The 14,639-nt window shown below is 68.3% G+C and carries 15 protein-coding genes; 4 read left to right on the forward strand and 11 right to left on the reverse strand.

The genetic code is table 11. The annotated features are described in order from the left end of the window. Positions 1 to 132: 132 nt before the first annotated feature. Positions 133 to 2,025 carry a translation elongation factor 4 gene (gene lepA, locus AC1D1G_RS29950; RefSeq protein WP_280782419.1) on the reverse strand — a complete coding sequence of 631 codons (1,893 nt, stop codon included), beginning with the start codon at positions 2,023 to 2,025 and terminating at the stop codon, positions 133 to 135. A 65-nt stretch (positions 2,026 to 2,090) separates the two neighbouring features. Between lepA and AC1D1G_RS29955 the strand changes: the two genes are divergently transcribed. Beyond that, entirely contained in the window at positions 2,091 to 2,654 is a 564-nt protein-coding gene (locus tag AC1D1G_RS29955) for a type II toxin-antitoxin system PemK/MazF family toxin (protein WP_283353686.1), read from the forward strand. Between the two features lie 5 nt (positions 2,655 to 2,659). Here AC1D1G_RS29955 and AC1D1G_RS29960 read toward each other — a convergent pair whose 3' ends face one another. From AC1D1G_RS29960 to AC1D1G_RS29980, 5 genes are all read right to left on the reverse strand, one after another. After that, positions 2,660 to 3,421 (reverse strand): SGNH/GDSL hydrolase family protein, encoded by a 762-nt coding sequence (locus AC1D1G_RS29960; protein WP_283353685.1) that lies wholly within the window; start codon positions 3,419 to 3,421, stop codon positions 2,660 to 2,662. A 131-nt stretch (positions 3,422 to 3,552) separates the two neighbouring features. Next, entirely contained in the window at positions 3,553 to 4,326 is a 774-nt protein-coding gene (locus tag AC1D1G_RS29965) for an aquaporin (protein WP_477954902.1), read from the reverse strand. Between the two features lie 64 nt (positions 4,327 to 4,390). Continuing rightward, positions 4,391 to 5,221 (reverse strand): transglutaminase family protein, encoded by an 831-nt coding sequence (locus AC1D1G_RS29970; protein ID WP_280782415.1) that lies wholly within the window; start codon positions 5,219 to 5,221, stop codon positions 4,391 to 4,393. Positions 5,222 to 5,229: 8 nt separating this feature from the next. Then, a complete protein-coding gene (locus tag AC1D1G_RS29975) occupies positions 5,230 to 6,201 on the reverse strand; it encodes an alpha-E domain-containing protein (protein ID WP_283333628.1) in 972 nt (323 codons plus the stop codon). Beyond that, positions 6,201 to 7,823 carry a circularly permuted type 2 ATP-grasp protein gene (locus AC1D1G_RS29980; protein ID WP_283353683.1) on the reverse strand — a complete coding sequence of 541 codons (1,623 nt, stop codon included), beginning with the start codon at positions 7,821 to 7,823 and terminating at the stop codon, positions 6,201 to 6,203. The genes AC1D1G_RS29975 and AC1D1G_RS29980 overlap by 1 nt, the downstream gene beginning before the upstream one ends. A 305-nt stretch (positions 7,824 to 8,128) precedes the next feature. Here AC1D1G_RS29980 and rpsT point away from each other — a divergent pair, with 305 nt between their 5' ends. After that, positions 8,129 to 8,389: a 30S ribosomal protein S20 gene (gene rpsT, locus AC1D1G_RS29985; protein ID WP_005248015.1), complete on the forward strand. Its 261-nt coding sequence runs from the start codon at positions 8,129 to 8,131 to the stop codon at positions 8,387 to 8,389. A gap of 72 nt (positions 8,390 to 8,461) precedes the next feature. Here the strand turns inward: rpsT and holA are convergent, their stop codons facing one another. Next, positions 8,462 to 9,439 (reverse strand): DNA polymerase III subunit delta, encoded by a 978-nt coding sequence (gene holA, locus AC1D1G_RS29990; protein ID WP_477954903.1) that lies wholly within the window; start codon positions 9,437 to 9,439, stop codon positions 8,462 to 8,464. A 118-nt stretch (positions 9,440 to 9,557) separates the two neighbouring features. On the opposite strand from holA, the gene AC1D1G_RS29995 reads away from it, so the two are divergent. Continuing rightward, positions 9,558 to 10,313: a hypothetical protein gene (locus tag AC1D1G_RS29995; RefSeq protein WP_477954904.1), complete on the forward strand. Its 756-nt coding sequence runs from the start codon at positions 9,558 to 9,560 to the stop codon at positions 10,311 to 10,313. On the opposite strand, the gene AC1D1G_RS30000 is transcribed toward AC1D1G_RS29995, so the two are convergent. Continuing rightward, positions 10,306 to 11,415 carry a carboxylate-amine ligase gene (locus AC1D1G_RS30000; RefSeq protein ID WP_477954905.1) on the reverse strand — a complete coding sequence of 370 codons (1,110 nt, stop codon included), beginning with the start codon at positions 11,413 to 11,415 and terminating at the stop codon, positions 10,306 to 10,308. The genes AC1D1G_RS29995 and AC1D1G_RS30000 overlap by 8 nt on opposite strands. A 49-nt stretch (positions 11,416 to 11,464) precedes the next feature. Beyond that, positions 11,465 to 13,015 (reverse strand): carboxylesterase/lipase family protein, encoded by a 1,551-nt coding sequence (locus AC1D1G_RS30005; RefSeq protein ID WP_477954907.1) that lies wholly within the window; start codon positions 13,013 to 13,015, stop codon positions 11,465 to 11,467. A gap of 133 nt (positions 13,016 to 13,148) precedes the next feature. Between AC1D1G_RS30005 and AC1D1G_RS30010 the strand changes: the two genes are divergently transcribed. Beyond that, a complete protein-coding gene (locus AC1D1G_RS30010; RefSeq protein ID WP_283333624.1) occupies positions 13,149 to 13,877 on the forward strand; it encodes a GAF and ANTAR domain-containing protein in 729 nt (242 codons plus the stop codon). A 6-nt stretch (positions 13,878 to 13,883) separates the two neighbouring features. Here AC1D1G_RS30010 and AC1D1G_RS30015 read toward each other — a convergent pair whose 3' ends face one another. Continuing rightward, positions 13,884 to 14,054: a hypothetical protein gene (locus AC1D1G_RS30015; protein WP_198602055.1), complete on the reverse strand. Its 171-nt coding sequence runs from the start codon at positions 14,052 to 14,054 to the stop codon at positions 13,884 to 13,886. A 195-nt stretch (positions 14,055 to 14,249) separates the two neighbouring features. Then, positions 14,250 to 14,639 (reverse strand): LLM class oxidoreductase (locus AC1D1G_RS30020; RefSeq protein WP_477954909.1); only part of this gene is annotated, 390 nt, incomplete at its 5' end.

Consider the following 14,639-nt stretch of genomic DNA (forward strand, 5'->3'; position numbering starts at 1 on the left):
GCGTCCGCCCATCGGGGCGCCGAGGATCGGCACCTCGATTCCCAGTGTCCGGGTGAGCCAGGTTTCGAGGGCCACRTGCCGCACCTACTTTCGATCAGACGTCGACGGAGGAGAACAACCGAGCGGTCGGTGCTACTTCTTCGGCTTGTCCCCGACCGATTCGGACGACAACGCGGCCACGAAGGCCTCCTGCGGAACCTCGACCCGGCCGATGGTCTTCATCCGTTTCTTGCCTTCCTTCTGCTTCTCGAGCAGCTTGCGCTTACGGCTGATGTCGCCGCCGTAGCACTTGGCGAGCACGTCCTTGCGGATCGCGCGGATGTTCTCACGCGAGATGATCTTCGAGCCGATCGCCGCCTGGATCGGCACCTCGAACTGCTGGCGGGGAATCAGCTCACGCAGCTTCGACGTCATCCGTCCGCCGTACGCGCCGGCCGCGGATCGGTGCACGATCGAGGAGAACGCGTCGACGGCCTCGCCTTGCAGCAGGATGTCCACTTTCACCAGATCGGCCTGCTGCTCGCCGGCCTCCTCGTAGTCGAGGCTGGCGTACCCCTTTGTCCGCGACTTCAGGGCGTCGAAGAAGTCGAACATGATCTCGCCCATGGGCATCTCGTAGCGAAGCTCGACCCGGGTCTCGGACAGGTAGTCCATGCCACCGAGTTCGCCGCGCCGGTTCTGGCAGAGCTCCATGATCGCGCCGATGAACTCGCTCGGCGCGATGACGGTGCACTTCACCATCGGCTCGTATACCTCGCGGATCTTGCCCTCCGGCCAGTACGACGGGTTGGTGACGACGTGCTCGGAGCCGTCCTCCATCACCACCCGGTACACCACGTTCGGCGACGTCGAGATCAGTTCGAGCCCGAATTCGCGCTCGAGGCGGTCGCGGGTGATCTCCATGTGCAGCAGTCCGAGGAATCCGCAGCGGAATCCGAATCCGAGCGCCACCGACGTCTCCGGCTCGTAGGCCAGGGCGGCGTCGTTGAGACGCAACTTGTCCAGGGCGTCGCGCAGCACCGGGTAGTCCGAACCGTCGAGCGGGTAGAGGCCGGAGTAGACCATCGGCTTGGGGTCGCGGTAGCCCACGAGGGGTTCGGTCGCACCGCCGCGCGCCGCGGTGACCGTGTCGCCGACTCGCGACTGCCGGACGTCCTTCACACCGGTGATGAGGTACCCCACCTCGCCGACGCCGAGGCCGATACTGGCCTTCGGTTCGGGCGAGATGATGCCGACCTCGATCAGGTCGTGGGTAGTGCCCGTGGACATCATGGTGATCTTCTCGCGCGGCGAGATCCGGCCGTCCACGACGCGCACGTAGGTGACGACTCCGCGGTAGGCGTCGTACACCGAGTCGAAGATCATGGCGCGCGCCGGACCGTCGGGGTCGCCGACGGGGGCGGGGATCTGCCGCACGACCTCGTCGAGCAGTTCCTTCACCCCGATGCCGGTCTTGCCGGACACGCGCAGCACGTCACCCGGCTCGCACCCGGTGATGTGTGCGATCTCCTCGGCGTACCGGTCCGGGTCGGCGGCGGGCAGGTCGATCTTGTTGAGCACCGGGATGATGGTGAGGTCCTTCTCCATCGCCAGGTACAGGTTGGCGAGCGTCTGGGCCTCGATGCCCTGCGCGGCATCCACCAGCAGGACCGCACCCTCGCAGGCCTCGAGTGCGCGGGAGACCTCGTACGTGAAGTCGACGTGCCCGGGGGTGTCGATGAGGTGGATGACGAACTCCTCGTCGCCCACCTTCCACGGCAGCCGGACGTTCTGCGCCTTGATCGTGATGCCGCGCTCGCGCTCGATGTCCATACGGTCGAGGTACTGGGCGCGCATCTGCCGCTCCTCGACCACACCGGTGAGCTGAAGCATGCGGTCGGCCAGGGTCGACTTGCCGTGATCGATGTGCGCGATGATGCAGAAATTCCGGATCCGGGCAGGATCCGTGAACGTCTTGTCGGCGAAGCTGCTGATGGGGGACCCCTTACCTGGACCGGCACCGGCCCGGTTCCGGGCCACTGTCACCTGTCAGGATATCCAAGCCACCGCGTTGCGGCTGCCGCGGCATACACGGACTAGGCTCGGCGGCCATGGCGAGCACGTGGAGCAGCATCGGGAAGACGTTGGGCCGACTTGCACGGGACAAGGGCCCGCAGCTGATCCAGGCGCTGCAGAAGTCCGGCGCGCTGGACCGCGCGGCCGGTGTCCTGACCGGGTCGACGGCCGCCGCGCCGAAGCCGGCCCCGGGTCGTCCGGTCACCGCGAATTCCGCCCCGACGGCCCATCGGGCACGGAAGGTGGAGTACTCCCCCGACCTGGACGGTCGCGCGGATCCGGGCGAAATCGTCTGGACGTGGGTGGCATACGAGGAGGATCCGAGCCAGGGCAAGGACCGGCCCGTGCTCGTCGTCGGACGTGACGGCGACACCCTGCTCGGGTTGATGCTGTCCTCGCAGAGCAAGCACGACGGCGACCGGGACTGGATCGCGGTCGGCTCGGGGGCGTGGGATGTGGAGGGTCGTCCGAGCTGGATCCGCCTGGACCGGGTGCTGGACGTGCCGGAGGCGGGGATCCGCCGCGAGGGCGCCGTGATGGCACAGGACACGTTCGAGATCGTGGCGCGTCGACTGCGGGCGGACTTCAGCTGGCAGTGACGCCGTCACCGGCGCAGATCGTCGGCGATCATCTCGGCGATCGCAGTCATCGCGAGCGCGTTGGGATGCGCCGGTTCCGCGGGTGACTGCGGCAGGATGCCCTCGAACCACCGCTGCCCCGCCGGCGCGCAGGCGTCGTGCCCACCATCCACGGCGGCCTTCGCGATGTCGATGTAACGCACGCCGTATCTGGCCGCGGCATCGACGTAGATCTGGTTGAAGCGGGCGAAGTATCGCTCGAGCCAAACGGCGTCCGCGTCGGACACGGGCATGTTCGGCCAGCAGCCACGCCGTCCGACGGAACCGCCGTGCCCGATCAGGAAGACCTCGGCGTTCGGTGCCTTCGCGACGATCGCGGCCACCACGGCGTCGACCTGGGGTGCCATCGTCGCGATCCCCTCGACCGCCAGTTGCTCCGCCCGTGGGTTGTCGCGGCAACCGGCATCCGCGCCGGGAACGACAGCGGCGCAGCGCACCGACACGGGCAGGTGATGGGAACCGCCCCCACCGATGCTGAGCGTCACGACGTCCATGTCCGGGCGGAGCGCCTCGATCTGCGGTGGAGCGAATCCCGTCCCCACGAACTGCGGGGTGCTGATCACGTGGGCGGGTTTCGCGGCGGAGCAGGTGACGTCGGTGACGGTGGCCGCACCGATCAGCCGCGCCAGCTTCGCCGGGTAGTTCAGGTCCGGTGATCGCAGGCACAGGTCGCGGTGCTCGGTGAAGTCGATGAGCGGCCCGGCTGCCCGGGAGTCGCCGAGGGCCACGTAGGTCGGTCCCGGCCGCGGTGCGTCCTCGGCGGTCGCGGTCGCAGGGACCGCCCCGGTGAGCGCGAGAACGACGCACGCGAGAAGTGCGGCTCGCAGGTCGCGCCGGTCCGGGACGGGTCGGCCGGTTGTCAGCTCTGCAGTCGGTCGTACCGGCCGAACAGTGACCGGTAGACGAGCGCTCCCACCGCGCCACCGATCAACGGGACCACGATGAACAGCCACACCTGGGCGAGCGCGCCGTTCTGGTAGGGCGCGACGGCGAGGCTGCGGGCGGGGTTGACGGACGTGTTGTCGATCGGGATCGACACGAGGTGGATCACGGCGAGCGTGAAACCGATGGAGACACCGGCGAGGGGGACGTCGGAGATCTGGTCGGTGGAGGCGAGGACCACGAACACGAGCAGCGCGGTGAGCAGGACTTCGACGATCATCGCCGCACCGATGCCGTAACCGTTCTCGATGACCCCGCCGAGCGGTCCCTTGATGGCGGACGGGCTGTGGGCGCCCCAGCCGTTGGCGCCGAGACCGTCGTCGGCCCGGTTGTACGAGGGCAGGCTCTGCGCGATCGCGTACACCACCACACCGGCGACGAGACCGCCGATGACCTGGGCGACGACGTACAACCCCGCCTTCACGACGGACAACCGGCCGAGAGCGAGGTGTCCGACCGTGACGGCCGGGTTGACGTGGCAGCCCGAAATGGGGCCGATGGCGTAGACGAGGAAGAGGAGCGTCAGTCCGAATGCCAGTGCCACACCGAGGTTCCCGACCTTGGCTCCGGCGAAGACCGCCGTACCCACCGCCGCGAAGACCAGTACGAACGTTCCAACCGCCTCAGCTACGTATTTCTTGAGATCCGAGATCGGTTCGACTTCTACGTATTCCTGTGCGGTTGGAGACATTGAACCCACCTTCGTCGAAATGGATCGTTAGTCCTGCTTTCCACAGATAGATCTGGCTGGCACTTTACGCCAGGCGTGTGATCTCCACGACGACTTCGAGATCTGTCGCGCGGCCCCCGGAGAAGATGCCCTTGAGCGGCGGAACGTCCGCGTAGTCCCGTCCGATACCCACCGACACGTGCTGTTCGTTTACCGCGACGGCGTTGGTGGGGTCGTATCCCCACCACGCACCGGTCCACGCCTCGACCCACGCGTGACTCTCCCCCGCCACCGTGTCGTCCACCGCCGCATCGGGTTTCGGGTGCAGATAGCCGGACACGTAGCGACTCGGAATTCCCATGCTGCGCAGAAGAACCAGCGTCAGGTGCGCGTAGTCCTGGCACACACCCTGCCGTTCGGCCCAGGCGTCGACCGCGGACGTGTGGACGCCCGTCGTGCCCGGAACGTAATCCATCTCCCGATGCACCCAGTCCGCCGCCGCGACAACGGCTTCGTCGGGGGTGCGGCCCTTGCGGAGGTCCCGGGCGATGGTGTCGAGCTTTCGGCTGCGCGGCACGAACGTGGTGTTGCTCAGCTGTTCGTTGAACCGGTCGGTGAGCGGAGGGCTGGCCAGCTCGTCCCAGTCCACCTTCTCCTCCGGCTCCCAGAACGGTTCGGTCTCGACCACGGACAGCCCGGTTACCTCGAGTTCCCTGTGCGGCGCATGGAGATCGAATGCGGTGACGGCAGTGCCCCAGTAGTCGGTGTAGCGGTACGACCGCGTCGCCGGCGTCGTCTCCACCCGGTTCAGGATCACCGTCTGCCTGCTGTCACCGCGCGGGGTGAGTCGCGCCTCGTTGTACGAGGACGTGACCGGTGCGTCGTAGGCATACCCGGTGGTGTGCACGACTCTCATACGCCAGCTCACAGCTCTCCCTCCACGACGGCGTCGCCGCCGACGGCCCGTGCATCGGTCCACGCCACCCACGGCGCGGCGTGAAAATACTGCAGTGCGATGGCTTCTCCGAGCTCGCGGCAGGTTTCCTGCAACCCCGCGAGCCGATCCTGGAGATCCTCGAGGAGCACGCCGGGCGGCAGGAACTCGAGTTCGCTCCGGGCCCGGCCGAGGAGGCGCTGCGCCTCGGCTCTCGGTCCGACGCGGCTGTCGGGCTGGTGGTCGAGCTCGGCGAGACACAACTCCGCCTGCCGGATGGCGTGGAACACCGACCGCGGAAACAGCCGGTCCAGCAGGATGAACTCGACCACCCGGTTGGCGTCCAGCGCGCCGCGGTACGTGCGCAGGTAGGTGTCGTGAGCTCCCGCGGAACGCAGCACCGTCACCCACGCCGGCGAGGACGGGCGGTCGCCCGCACGGGACAACAGCATCCGCGCGAGCATGTCGACGCGCTCGATGGAGCGGCCGAGCAGCAGGAAGCGGTATCCGTCGTCGCGGCTCATCGTCGAATCGGCCAGACCCGCGAACATCGCCGCGCGTTCCTCCACGTACCGGAAGAACTCGTGCGGCCCGAGACGCTTGGACGCCCGTTCCCGTTCGGCGAGGCCGTTGTACGTGGTGTTGAGGCACTCCCACATCTCGCTGGACGTGACCTCCCGGGCGCCCCGCGCGTTCTCGCGGGCGCTGGCGAGGGAGTCGATGATCGAGCCCACCTGGTTGCGGCTGAACGCCACCAGTTCGGTCACCGACCGGACGTCGAGCTGGGTGTCGGGAGCTTCGATGCCGAGCACCCGCAGCAGCAACCGGGACGTGCGGTCGGGGTCCACCGAGGCGTCGTCGAGCAACTGGTGCACGGCGACGTCGAGGATGCGGGCCATGTCGTCGGCCCGCTCGACGTACCGGCCGATCCAGTACAGCGATTCCGCGTTTCTCGCCAGCATCAGCGATCACCTCCCTGGCCCTGGCCCTGTTGCTGCTGCTGTTGCTGTTGTTGCTGCAGCTGAGTCGTACTGAGTTCGGGTCCCTGCTCGGCCTCGGCGGACTGCGCCGGCTCGGTCACGAGCTCCTCACCGGCGAGTTCCCGCTCCTCGTCGGAACTCCGGCTCGCGAGCACCCACGTGTCCTTGCTTCCGCCGCCCTGGCTGGAGTTCACGACGAGGGACCCCTCGGGCAGGGCCACACGGGTCAGCCCGCCCGGCAGCACCCACACGTCGTCACCGTCGTTGACCGCGAAGGGCCGCAGATCGACGTGCCGCGGCACCAATTCGTCTCCGACCTTGGTCGGCACCGTGGACAGCTGGACGACGGGCTGCGCGATCCACCCGCGCGGGTCGGCCTTGATCTTCCGGGCGATCGTGTTCAGTTCCTTGGGTGACGCGTCGGGGCCGAAGACGATGCCGTAGCCGCCGGACCCTTCCACCGGTTTGATCACCAGTTCGTCGACCCGGTCCAGGACCTCCTCGCACTCCTCGTCGAGCCAGCACCGGAACGTGTCGACGTTCGCGAGCAACGGCTTCTCGCCGAGGTAGTAGTCGATGATCTGCGGGACGTACGTGTAGACGAGTTTGTCGTCGCCGACCCCGTTCCCGACGGCACTCGAGATGACGACGTTGCCCGCCCGGGCCGCGTTCAGGACGCCGGCCACCCCGAGCACGGAGTCCGGCCGGAAGTGCATCGGGTCGAGGTAGTCGTCGTCGATGCGGCGGTAGATGACGTCGACCTGGCGTTCGCCCTCGGTCGTGCGCATGTAGACCATGTTGTCGCGGCAGAACAGGTCACGCCCCTCGACCAGTTCGACACCCATCTGGCGCGCGAGCAGCGAATGCTCGAAGTACGCGGAGTTCGCGACACCGGGTGTCAGCACCACGACGGTCGGGTCGGCCTCGTTGAGGGCGGCGGACGCGCGCAGCGCCCGCAACAGATGGGAGGCGTAGTCGCCGACGGACCGCACGCGGTGCGACATGAACAGGTCGGGGAACACCCGCGCCATCGTGCGGCGGTTCTCCATGACGTAGGACACCCCCGACGGCGAACGCAGGTTGTCCTCGAGTACGCGGAACACCCCGTTCTCGTCGCGGACGAGGTCGATGCCGGCGACGTGGATCCGCACCCCGTTCGGCGGGACGATCCCCGACGCCTCCCGGTGGAAGTGCTCGCACGAGGTGACCAACCGCTTCGGCAGCACGTGGTCACGCAGGATGCGCTGTTCCCCGTACACGTCGTCGAGGAACATCTCGAGCGCCTGCACGCGCTGCTTGATGCCCTTCTCGAGACGCGTCCACTCGGCAGCCGCGATGACCCGGGGGACCAGATCGAGCGGGAAGGGCCGTTCCTGACCGGACAGCGAGAACGTCACACCCTGGTCGATGAACGCCCTGCCCAGGGCGTCGGATCGGGCGGCGAGGTCGGCTCGGTCCGCGGGCTCGAGCGCCTTGAAGACGCCCTTGTACGGCGGGCGGACGGTGCCGTCGCGGTCGAACATCTCGTCGAACGCCAGCCCGTAGCGCCCGACGTCGGCGTACCCGTCGAACACGTGGGCGGGCTTGCGCGGCCGAGCGGTCACCCGTGTCCGCGGCTGGGTTCCCGATGCCTTCGCACCCGCCTGCGTGCTTCCCCCCGATTTCCGGACGGGGGCTTTCGAGGTTGCCGACGATTTCGTTACTGTTGACGACTTCGATGCTGGGGGCGTCATCCCAGACATGCTGCTACATGCACACCCGTTCAGCAGCACAGCCGCAGGATTTCGCGGCGCGTCCGGCGCCGGTTTGAGATCGGACACCGATCACTGGTAATCTCGCCTGTCGGTGCATATGTGTGCGCCCAGAGCTTTCTCGACCGTAACCAGCTTAAGACGACAGGATTTTACGCGTGGCCAACATCAAGTCCCAGGTGAAGCGGATCCGTACCAACGAGGCGGCCCGACTCCGTAACCAGTCGGTGAAGTCCTCGCTGCGCACGGCGATCCGCTCGTTCCGCGAGGCTGCGGCGGCCGGTGACAAGGACAAGGCCAACGAGCTCCTCGTCGCCACCAGCCGCAAGCTCGACAAGGCAGCCAGCAAGGGCGTCATTCACGCCAACCAGGCTGCCAACAAGAAGTCTGCTCTCGCGCAGGCGATCAACAAGATCTGACGGTTCTTCCGTCGTAGGCTCTCCAACAGCCGCTCGATCCTCGGATCGAGCGGCTGTTGTCGTGTCTGCGTGTCAGACCTGGCGTAGCCGGGAGACGCGTCCGACGGCACTCTCGACGGCGTAGTCCGCGTCGGCCGACGCGCCCTTGACGTCGGCGTTCAGGGACGCCACGATACGCAGCGCCTCACCCACCGACGTGGGTGTCCATCCCTTCGCGAGGGCCTGCGCCTTCTTGATCTTCCAGGGTGGCATGCCGAGTTCCGACGCCATCCGGAACGGGTCTCCCCGTCCCGCCGGGGCCACCCGGGCGATCGAGTGCACCGCGTCGGCCAGCGCGTCCGCCAGCAGCACGTGGGGTACGCCGCGCAGCATCGCCCAGCGCAGCGCCTCGATCGCGCCTGCGGTGTCGCCGGCGACGGCCTTGTCCGCGACGTCGAAACCGCTCACCTCGGCCTTGCCCGAGTAGTACCGCTGAACGGCGGCGACGTCGATCTTTCCGCCGGTGTCTGCGGTGAGCTGCGAGCACGCGGCCGCCAGTTCGCGCAGATTCGAGCCGACCCCCTCGAACACGGTCTGCACCACTTCCGGCGACACCCGGACGCCGAGGGTGCGGAACTCGCCGCGGATGAACCCGATGAGGTCGCCGGACTTCAGTTTGGCGCACGAGTGCACCACCGCTCCGAGTTTCTCCAGCGCCCCGGTCATCGCTTTCGCCCGTCCGCCGCCCGAGTGCAGGACGACGAGGACGACGCCCGGAGGCGGGTCCCCGGCTGCGTCGAGGATCAGTGCCACGGCGTCCTTGCCTGCCTCGGCCGCGGTCTCGAGCACCACCACGCGGTCTTCGGCGAACAGGGAGGGGCTGAGCAGTTCGGCGAGTTCGGCTGCCCCGGCGTCGCCCGCCCTCAACCGGTTGACGGGAAGATCAGCGCCCGCGGCCACGTCCGCGTTCGCGCGAACGTGGCTGATGACCTGCGCCACCGCACGTTCGACGAGGAACTCCTCGTCACCGAGGACGAGATGGAGCTGTTCGAGCTGAGTTGGTGTGCTCACGCGAAGATCGTGCCACGTGTGGCGGACACGGTCGCCGACACCCCGGAACCGGGACCGAGCAGGCCGAACACGGGCGATCGCCACGCAGCGGTCGCGTCGGCGGTGGACACTCGATCATATGACCGCGGAAACCGAGGTGGACGGCGTCATCCGCGCGGACTACGCGCACATGATCGACCTCGACGACGATCGCACGGCAGGGCAACGGTACGAGCTGAGTTTCCGGTACACCTGCCGCGACGGGCTGGTCCTCCGATGGTCGGTGCAACTGGTCGCCCGCTGTTCTGCCTCCGGCCACGCCGAGACGCTGTTCGCCGGTGGTCGATCCGTCCTCGAACCCGCAGCGCCCTCGCGCGGCGACGTCGCGGCGGCCGGGTCCGACGACGACTTCGACACCGCGTGCGAGTTCTATGAACAACGGTGGCGGGCCCTGCTCGACCCGGCGGGCGGCAGCCCGCGAGGTGCCACCGAGCAGCGCCACCTGTCCGACGCGCTCACCCTGTACGGGCGTACGTGGCGCAGCGGGGCAGGCCGTGCGGTCGCCGACCGACTCGCATCGTTCGCGAATGTCACCGTGCTCGCCCTGGGCACCGACCCCGCGTTCCACGTCATGCGCCGCACCGCCGCGCATTACCCCGACCCGGTCGTCCTCGCCGTCTACCAGCCCGCCGGGCAGCGCATCGACCTCAGCCTCGTCGACACCGCGACCGTGGAAGCGTTGATCGACGACCCCGGTCCGCTGCGCACCGGGCCGGACACCAGCGCAGGTGCCCTGCTCACGGGTGTCGGATCCGCCGGACTGCTGCATCCCGGCTACATCGGCTCCACCACCGCCGGCGTCGCCGAGTTGACTCCGCCACCTCCGGTCAGCTGACCACTTCGCGCGTCAGGAGGTCGACCACCGCCGCCAGCGTGCCGACGCGCGTGAACTCGGCCCGTTGCCGCTCGGCGCCCGTGCCCTCGCGCAACACGGTGTCGAGCCCCGACTCGAGGAACGCCCGATCACTCGCGCCGAGCCCCGGGGCCACGCAGTCGTTCAGCAATTCCAGTTGCCGGCGGACCGGCAGGGCCCGATCCGTGGCCGGGCTCGTGCATTCCCCGTCGAGTCCGTCACGGGCCGCGCGCCACAACTGCGCCCGCAGCAGCTCGGCGCGCAGCCACGGCACGGTGAGGCCGTCGTCCAGCGACTGGAGCGCCCACCCGACGAGACCCTTCACGACCACCGCGTAGAGCGCCGCGTGCGCCGCGGTCATGGCGACGTCCGCGACCCGGACCTCGATGGTCGGCTGCTTGTCGGAGAGCCGGACGTGCCAGTAGATCATTCCCCGGTCCATGGCGGCACCGGTTCCGATCATGGCGCCGACCATCGCCTCGTACTCGTCCGCGGAGTCGAAGTGCGGCGGCGGTCCCGCCGACGGCCACCGCGACCACATGATGTGCCGCCAACTGTGATAGGCGGTGTCGTGCCCACTGTGGAACGGCGAGTTCGCGGCGAGCGCGAGGAGTACGGGCAGCCAACTGCGAACCAGGTTGCTCACCCGCACACCGACGTCGCGGCTCGGGACCCCCACGTGCACGTGGCAGCCGCACGTGGTCACCGTGTCCACGATCGACCCGAAGTGGCGGGCCATCTGCTCGTACCGCGGGCTGGGGGTGATCGCCGGGGGCAATCCCTCGACGATCAGGGACGTCCCGCTGGGTAGCAGCAGCAGATCGCGGCCCGCCGCGGCCYTCGCCAGCCGGCGTCGCAGGCTGCGCAGCTCCTCGTGCAGTTCCTCCCCGGTGTGGCACACGCCCGTCGCCGTCTCGATCTGACATCGAGCGAGTTCACGCTGAAGCCCGTGAATGTCGTGGCCGGCCTCCGTGACCACGTCGGGTCCCGCGGTGGAGAGATGACCGGACTCGTCGACGAGGAAGAACTCCTCCTCGACCCCCACACTGAGGTCGCGACCCGATTCCGTTGCTGCAGGGCTCATTCAGGAGGTATCCCCGCGTTCCGCGGATACGAAACCGAGGCACCGCCGCTCAGGTGAAACCGATGACTTCCTCACCCCAGGCCCGGCGGAGCTCCCGGTCCGGATCGGCGACGACCGCGTCGGACTTGCCGATCAGCAGGGTCGTGCGATCCGCCTCGTCGTACCGCGGCCAGCCGACCTCGGCTCCCGTTCCGTCCGGGGCGCCCTCGGTGGCGAATGACAGCCACCGTCGCTGGATCCGCTCCGACACGTGCCCGGCGGTTCGGTGCCCCCCGAGCTTGAATGTGGGGTCGTGCGGGACGACGCCGAAGTTCCCGAAGACGTACGGCACCTCGGTGCCGTGGGTGGCGCCGATCCGCGCGGCGCGCAGGAACGGTGTCGCGTAGTCGAAGCGGTACAGCCAGGTCGGGGCGACGCGGCTGTGCGCCTCCGCGATCCACAGCGTCGGCATCCGGAACGCGGCATCCCGCGAGATCTCCATGGCCGAGCGCTTCTTCGGGTAGTCGGGGTACGCGGCCGCCACCTCCTGTTCCTCGTCCGCCGGGAGGTCGGGATGGTCGGCGGCGATCGCCACGAACATCTGATGCACGGCGTCCGGGGTGATCGGCATCAGGGGCGACTTCATGAGCCGGAACATCGACGCCTCGTCCTTGTTCGTCCCGATCAGCAGCGGAATTCGGTGTGCGAGGCCTTTGCGGAATGCCGCCACCGGGTAGTGCGGGACCACGTCGCCGTCGACGGTCGGGGCAACCGCCAGGGTGCCGGGGACCCGCGCGGGCACCTGCTGGACGAGTTCGACGCAGGCCTTCGTCAGCACGTCGACGGGCAGGTCGCGGAGACGGCCCGCGTCGGCGGGCGCGATGTCGAGCAGCTCGAGGAACGACTCGGCGATGCTCGCCGCGCGGTCACCGCCGTACACGGATGTCGCGGGGGAACTCTCGGCGATCGCGCGATGGAACAGTCCCTCCGCCGGTGGGGACGTCATCAGCGTGGTGACCGCGCCGCCACCGGCGGATTCCCCGAACAGGGTCACGTCGCCCGGGTCGCCGCCGAATGTCGCGATGTTGTCGCGAACCCAGGTCAGTGCCGCAATCTGATCGCGCAGGCCCAGGTTCGTGTCGAACGGATGCTCCCCGGTCGAGAACGAGGAGAAGTCGAGGAAGCCCAGCGCACCGAGCCGGTAGTTGAACGTGACCACGACGACGTCGCCGCGTTCGACCAGACGGGTCGGATCGAACATGCGCTGTCCGGACGAACCGAGGTAATACGCCCCGCCGTGGATCCACACCATCACCGGCCACGGTCGCTCGGTGTCCGTCGCGGGGGCGAAGACGTTCACGGTGAGGCAGTCCTCGTCGATGGTCAGACCGGGATCGATGGGCAGCGGGCCGTGCTCGTTCTGCGGTGCGATCGGACCGAACCGGGAACAGTCGCGAACGCCGGTGAAGGGTTCGGGCGGGCGCGGGGCGCGGAGCCGCCACTCGCCGACCGGCGGCGCGGCGTAGGGAATACCTTTCCAGGACCGAACGCCGCCCAGGCGGACGCCCCGCAGCCTTCCCTGGCCGATGGTCACCTGTGGGTCCTCGGTGCGCGAAACCATGACGTCATCTTCGCCCGGGACGACTGTCGCCGGAGTCCGATCGGGAATTCCTGCGGCCGGGACCTGCGGGGACCGCCCTCTCTGGCAGACTGAATCGGTGAACCGGGCGCATGCCCGCACGCTGGAGGAACCGATGCGAGAGACAGTGCCCGAGACGACGCGCTCGCAGGCGGTCGGCAGGTCGGCCGCGACGTTCGCGACCCTCGCCGATCTTCTCTACGCAGGCCAGGATTTCGGGCACGTCCACCAAGCCATCTGCGACGCCGCGCCGCTGCTCGTCGAGGGCTGTGACCACGCGAGCCTGATGCTCCGGGAGGGATCCCGCTATGTGACGGCCGCGGCGAGCGACGACGTGGCCTTCCGTGTCGACGAGTTCGAGCGCATCGAGAACGAGGGACCGTGCGTCGATGCCATCGTCAGCGACACTCCCCAGTTCGAGACGGACCTCGCCACCACGTCGCAGTGGCCGCGGCTGTCGGCGCGGGTGCTGGCCCACACACCGGTGCGCGGTGCCGCCGGATTCCGACTCGTCATCCTCGGACGCAAGGTCGGCGCCCTCAATCTGTTCTCCGACACGGCGGGAGCGCTGAACACCACGTCCGTCGATCAGGGCATCATGCTCGCATCGTTCGCGGCGGTGGCGCTGGCGGCCGTCCACGAGCACGCCGAGGCCGAGACACTGCGGGCAGGCCTGGCCAGCAACCGTGAAATCGGGAAGGCGGTGGGACTGCTGATGGCGTTCCACAACATTCCCGAGACTCAGGCGATGGAGATTCTCCGCACCACCTCGCAGGACATGAATCTCAAACTGGCGACGGTGGCGCAGGAAATCGTCACTCACCATCACCGGAAGGTGACCTGACCGCCGTCAGTCCGCCTCCGGTGCATCGGGGTTACCCGCGATGCCGAGCATGGACAGGAGCATGCGGCAGTCTTCGGCGTCGAGTGACTGGGCGGCAACGACCCGCTGCGCTCTCCACACCTGTCCGGCGTCGAGCTCGTCGTCCACATCGAGATCTGTCCGCTCCGATTCCGACATTCGCCCTCCAATGCGGGTGCGTTCCAAGACCGTTCACCTCAGGCATCTGCCACCGGATGGTAGTCGGTGTTTCGGTGTCGCATATGCACATCGGGAATCGAAGTCGAAACGATACAGAACCCGTTCCGCCCCGGTCGCGCCGAGCGTGTCGAGCGGCGCGCCCACGAGACGAAAGTTGCAGCAGCACAGCCGATATCAGGAAGCCGTCAGCGCCCGCAGCGGCTCACTCAACTCGTTGGCGAAGAACTCGAAGAAGCCGTCGACGTCCGGCCCCGCGTTGATCAGCGCCAGATGATCGAAACCGGCATCGACGAAGGTGCCTGCCACCTCGAGGTGCCGCCGGACATCCGGCCCGCAGGCCATGGCGTCGCGGACGTCCTCGGTGCGGATCGACGACGCTGCTGCCTCGAAGTTGATCGGATTCGGCAGTTCCGCTTGAACCTTCCATCCGGTCAACCCGAACCGGAACAACCGGTGCGCCGACTCGACCGCGGATTCCTCGTCACGAGCCCACGCGAGGGGCACCTCCCCGTATCTGGGCCCCGACCCACCGGCCCCGGCGTAGGCCTTCACCAGGTCCGGATC

Source organism: Rhodococcus sp. P3_B8, from assembly GCF_056402775.1.

Bases quoted from the DNA above. Each gene is read 5' to 3' on its own strand.
- AC1D1G_RS29955 (WP_283353686.1), top strand. From the start codon at position 2,091: ATGGCGAGCACGTGGAGCAGCATCGGGAAGACGTTGGGCCGACTTGCA.
- AC1D1G_RS29965 (WP_477954902.1), bottom strand. From the start codon at position 4,326: ATGTCTCCAACCGCACAGGAATACGTAGAAGTCGAACCGATCTCGGAT.
- AC1D1G_RS29970 (WP_280782415.1), bottom strand. From the start codon at position 5,221: ATGAGAGTCGTGCACACCACCGGGTATGCCTACGACGCACCGGTCACG.
- AC1D1G_RS29975 (WP_283333628.1), bottom strand. From the start codon at position 6,201: ATGCTGGCGAGAAACGCGGAATCGCTGTACTGGATCGGCCGGTACGTC.
- AC1D1G_RS29995 (WP_477954904.1), top strand. From the start codon at position 9,558: ATGACCGCGGAAACCGAGGTGGACGGCGTCATCCGCGCGGACTACGCG.
- AC1D1G_RS30005 (WP_477954907.1), bottom strand. From the start codon at position 13,015: ATGGTTTCGCGCACCGAGGACCCACAGGTGACCATCGGCCAGGGAAGG.
- AC1D1G_RS30010 (WP_283333624.1), top strand. From the start codon at position 13,149: ATGCGAGAGACAGTGCCCGAGACGACGCGCTCGCAGGCGGTCGGCAGG.
- AC1D1G_RS30015 (WP_198602055.1), bottom strand. From the start codon at position 14,054: ATGTCGGAATCGGAGCGGACAGATCTCGATGTGGACGACGAGCTCGAC.